Genomic DNA, 4076 nt, shown 5'->3' on the forward strand with positions numbered 1-4076 from the left:
CCCTGGGCTGGGCGCTTGCCCCGCTGGGCGCGCTTTACGGGCTGGCCGGGCGGCTGCGCATGGCGTCGGGGCGAGCGGAACGGGCCGCCGCGCCGGTCCTCTGCGTGGGCAATCTGGTGGCGGGCGGGGCCGGCAAGACGCCGGTCTGCATCGCGGTGGCCGAGGCCCTGCGCGCCCGCGGCGTCGCCCCCGCCTTCCTCACCCGCGGTCATGGCGGGCGGGAGCGCGGCCCTCTTGCCGTCGACCTCGGCACTCACGACTCCGCCGCGGTGGGCGACGAGGCGCTGCTGCTGGCCGCCCACGGCCCCTGCTGGGTGGCGCGCGACCGCGCCGCCGGAACGCGGGCGGCGGTCGCGGCGGGCGCCTCCGTCATCGTCATGGACGACGGTTTCCAGAATCCCCACCTCGCCAAGGATCTGTCGCTGATCGTGGTGGATGGGGCGGTGGGCTTCGGCAATGGCCATCTCGTCCCGGCCGGCCCGCTGCGCGAACCGGTGGCGCGCGGGCTGGCCCGCGCCGGGGCCGTGGTCGTGCTGGGCGAGGACCGCGCCGGGGTGGAACGCCGCGTGGCCGGCGCCCTGCCCGTCCTCCACGCCCGGCTGGAGCCGGTGGAGGAAGCCCGCGCCCTGGCCGGACAGGCGGTCCTTGCCTTCGCCGGCATCGGACGCCCCGAGAAGTTCTTCGCGACTCTGGAGGCGCTGGGCGCCCGCGTGGTGGAGCGCAGGCCCTTCGCCGACCATCACCCCTACCGCCCCGAAGAAGTGATGGCCCTGGTGGACCGCGCCGCCGCCCTGGGCGCCCTGCCGGTCACCACCGTGAAGGACGCCGTCCGCCTGCCGGACCCTCTGCGCGCCCTGGTCCGGGTGGTCCCGGTGCGCGCCGTCTGGCGGGAGCCCGCCGCCCTCGACCGCCTGCTCGCCCCCCTTCTGATCGGACTTCCGACTGGAGTTCCTCATGGCTAAGCCGCGCGGCCCCCTGGTGTCCTGGCTGACCCGCCGGGTCGGCTACCCGCTGGAGGCCGTCCTCGTCCACGGCTTCTGCGGTCTGTTCCGCTCCCTGCCGCTCGACCGCGCCTCGGCGCTGGGCGGCTGGATCGGGCGGACCGTCGGCCCCCGCCTTCGCGGCACCCGCACCGCCCGCCGCAACCTGGAGCGCGCCTTCCCCGAGAAGTCCCGCGCGGAGATCGACGCGATCATCCTCGGCATGTGGGACAATCTGGGACGCGTCATCGCCGAATACCCGCACCTCGACGCCATCGGCGCCTATGGCCCCGGCGGGCGGACCGAGGTGATCGGGGCGGAGCACATCGACGCCCTGCGCGAGGACGGCAAGGCCGGCATCCTGGTGTCCGGCCATTTCGCCAACTGGGAAGTGAAGCCCGTCTGCTCCCGCAAGATGGGATTGGAACTGGCGGTGGTCTACCGCGCGCCCAACAACCCCTATGTCAGCCGGCTGCTGACCGAACTGCGGGGGGCCGCCGGCGGCACGCACATTCCCAAGGGACCCGAGGGCGCGCGCGCGCTTCTGCGCACCCTGACCAAGGGTGGGCATGTCGGCATGCTGATCGACCAGAAGATGAACGACGGCATGCCCGTCCCCTTCTTCGGGCGCGACGCCATGACCGCCCCGGCGGCGGCGCAGCTTGCCCTGCGGCTGGGCATCCCGCTGGTGCCGGCGCGGACCGAGCGGCTGGGCGGCGCGCGCTTCCGCATCACCGTCCTGCCGCCGGTGGAACCGCCGAACACCGGCGACCGCAACGCTGATGTGCGGATTTTGATGGAGCGCCTGAACGCTCTGTTGGAGCAATGGATTCGGGAGCGCCCCGCCGAATGGCTCTGGCTGCACCGGCGCTGGCCCGACTGACGGAGAAAGTCCCATGGCCCTGCCGCTCGACCCGCATCTGCTTCAACTCTACCTCGTCGCGGCGCTGGTCCTGACGCTGGCGCCGGGACCGGATTCGCTGCTGGTCCTGTCGCGCAGCGTGATGGACGGGCGCAACGCCGGGGTGGTCGCCACCGCCGGCATCACGTTGGGCAACCTGATTCACGCGCTGCTCGCCGCCGCCGGCATCTCGGCGCTGGTCGCCGCCTCGCCGGCCCTGTTCGACGTGCTGCGCTACGCCGGCGGCGCCTATCTGGGCTGGATCGGCGGGCGGGCGCTGTGGAGCGCCCTGCGGACCGGATTCGGCTGCCGCGGTGGCGCGGAGGAAGCCACGGCCAAGCCCGAGTCGGCCCCGGCGCACCGCGTCTTCCTCCAGGCGTTGCTGACCAATCTGCTGAATCCGAAGGTCATCCTGTTCTATCTCGCCTTCGTGCCGCAATTCGTCGCACCGGCGCTCGGCCACGTCGCGCTGCAGATCTTCCTGCTGGGTTCGATCCTCGGCGTCATCGGCGGCCTCTACCTGCTGGGGGTCGCGGCCCTCAGCGCCGGCGCCGCGCGCCGCGCGCTGTCCAGCGCGCGGGTGCGGGCGGTTCTGGACGGCGTCGCGGGTGTGCTGTTCCTGGGATTCGCCCTGCGCCTGCTGCTGACCGACCGGCGCATCGCCTGACGGCGAATCCGTCAGGCGGGAAAAGACGTTGCGGAGTCAGTGGACGTGCGTGGCCGGGGGTGTCATAGTGCCGCCCGCGTTTAAACCGGCCAGCCCGTCCGGCCGAATGGCTTACCGACCGCGAGCGACGATGAGCGAGAAAATCTCCCTGATCACCTGGATGGCGAACATCCACATCCGGTTTGTCACCTGGCGCCGGGGCAACAAGGTCGGCACCGACCGCTTCGGCAACACCTATTACCGTTGCCCCAGCGCCATCGCCGGCGTGAAGGAACGCCGCTGGGTGATCTACGCCGGGGAACCGGATGCCTCCAAGGTGCCCCCGGAATGGCATTCCTGGCTGCATCACACCACCAAGGAACCGCTGCCGGAAGGCAACAGCGCCTTCCACAAGCCGTGGCAGAAGGAGCATCTGCCGAACCTGTCCGGCTCGCTCCAGGCCTACCGGCCGCCCGGGCACCAGTATGCGGGCGGGCAGCGCGTGCGCGCCACCGGCGATTACGAACCCTGGACTCCGGGCTGAGACGCCTGCTCGGTCCTTTAGGAATCCCTCATGCGCCGCAATGTGATTGAAACCGTGCTCGGCGGGGTCGTCCTCGCCGTGGCCGGCTTTTTTCTGGCTTTCGCCTACACCAGCGCCGATTTGCGCAAGGTGAACGGCTATGCCCTCACCGCCAATTTCACCAGCATCTCCGGCCTGCAGAGCGGAGCGGACGTGCGGATCAGTGGCGTGAAGGTGGGGTCGGTCACCGAACTGACGCTCGACCCGAAGAGCTATCAGGCGGTCGTGCACATGTCGATCCACCCGGACATCAAGCTGCCCAAGGACACCGCTGCGGTCATCGCCTCGGAAAGCCTGCTGGGCGGCAAGTTCCTGTCGCTGGAGCCGGGCGGCGAAGAGGACATGCTCAAGCCGGACGGCCGCGTCGAATACACGCAGAGCACCCCCGGCATCGAGCAACTCCTGGGCCAGGTCATCTTCTCGCTGCAGAACATGAGCAAGCCCGGCCAGGAGGGTGGCGAGCCGCCCAAGCTGTAAGCGCCACACAACCGGTACGACGAACGAAGGGGCCTCGCGGCCCCTTTTTTCTTTTGCCCACCCACTTTTCCCCAATCCCCTTCGGAACAGCCGCGGCCACGCTGCCGTTTCCTTGCCCAGACCCAACACGGCACACTCATCAAAGGAGATCAGCGATGAAAGCCCGTTTCCTGGTTCTCGGCCTCGCCCTGCTCGCCGCCGCCTGCGGCGTGAACACCGAGGAGAAGGCCGCCAGCGGCGCGCTGGGCGGGGCTGCGGCGGGCGCCGTGGTCGGCGGGCCGGTCGGCGCGGTGGTCGGCGGCGCCGCGGGCGCCGCGGGCGGCACCGCCACCCAGCAGGGCGAGGGGGAGGAGGGGACCGCCGGGCCGTTCCCCACCAAAACCCCCTACGGCGGCACCCCCCCCAGCGGCAGCAACACAACGGAACAACTTCGAGCGTAGATCCTCCCTCTTTTACACAACTCCGAGCCCACGGGAATAATGGGACTCT

Annotated in this window: 6 protein-coding genes; all 6 read left to right on the forward strand. The window is 70.8% G+C overall.

What is annotated here, in order from left to right:
* Positions 1–2: 2 nt before the first annotated feature.
* Positions 3–962, forward strand: coding sequence for a tetraacyldisaccharide 4'-kinase (gene lpxK / locus GBZ26_RS27830; protein WP_247884927.1), 960 nt, complete (start codon positions 3–5; stop codon positions 960–962).
* On the forward strand, positions 955–1863 hold the full coding sequence (locus GBZ26_RS27835) for a lipid A biosynthesis lauroyl acyltransferase (protein WP_174441581.1): 909 nt from the start codon (positions 955–957) through the stop codon (positions 1861–1863). The genes lpxK and GBZ26_RS27835 overlap by 8 nt, the downstream gene beginning before the upstream one ends.
* Before the next feature lie 13 nt (positions 1864–1876).
* Positions 1877–2548 carry a LysE family translocator gene (locus GBZ26_RS27840; protein ID WP_174441582.1) on the forward strand — a complete coding sequence of 224 codons (672 nt, stop codon included), beginning with the start codon at positions 1877–1879 and terminating at the stop codon, positions 2546–2548.
* A 130-nt stretch (positions 2549–2678) separates the two neighbouring features.
* Entirely contained in the window at positions 2679–3071 is a 393-nt protein-coding gene (locus GBZ26_RS27845; RefSeq protein WP_145674412.1) for an NADH:ubiquinone oxidoreductase subunit NDUFA12, read from the forward strand.
* 30 nt (positions 3072–3101) lie between these two features.
* Positions 3102–3587 carry an outer membrane lipid asymmetry maintenance protein MlaD gene (mlaD, locus tag GBZ26_RS27850; protein WP_014241151.1) on the forward strand — a complete coding sequence of 162 codons (486 nt, stop codon included), beginning with the start codon at positions 3102–3104 and terminating at the stop codon, positions 3585–3587.
* A gap of 155 nt (positions 3588–3742) precedes the next feature.
* A complete protein-coding gene (locus GBZ26_RS27855; RefSeq protein ID WP_174441583.1) occupies positions 3743–4027 on the forward strand; it encodes a hypothetical protein in 285 nt (94 codons plus the stop codon).
* Positions 4028–4076 lie beyond the last annotated feature (49 nt).

This window comes from Azospirillum formosense, assembly GCF_013340925.1.
Taxonomy (GTDB): domain Bacteria; phylum Pseudomonadota; class Alphaproteobacteria; order Azospirillales; family Azospirillaceae; genus Azospirillum; species Azospirillum formosense.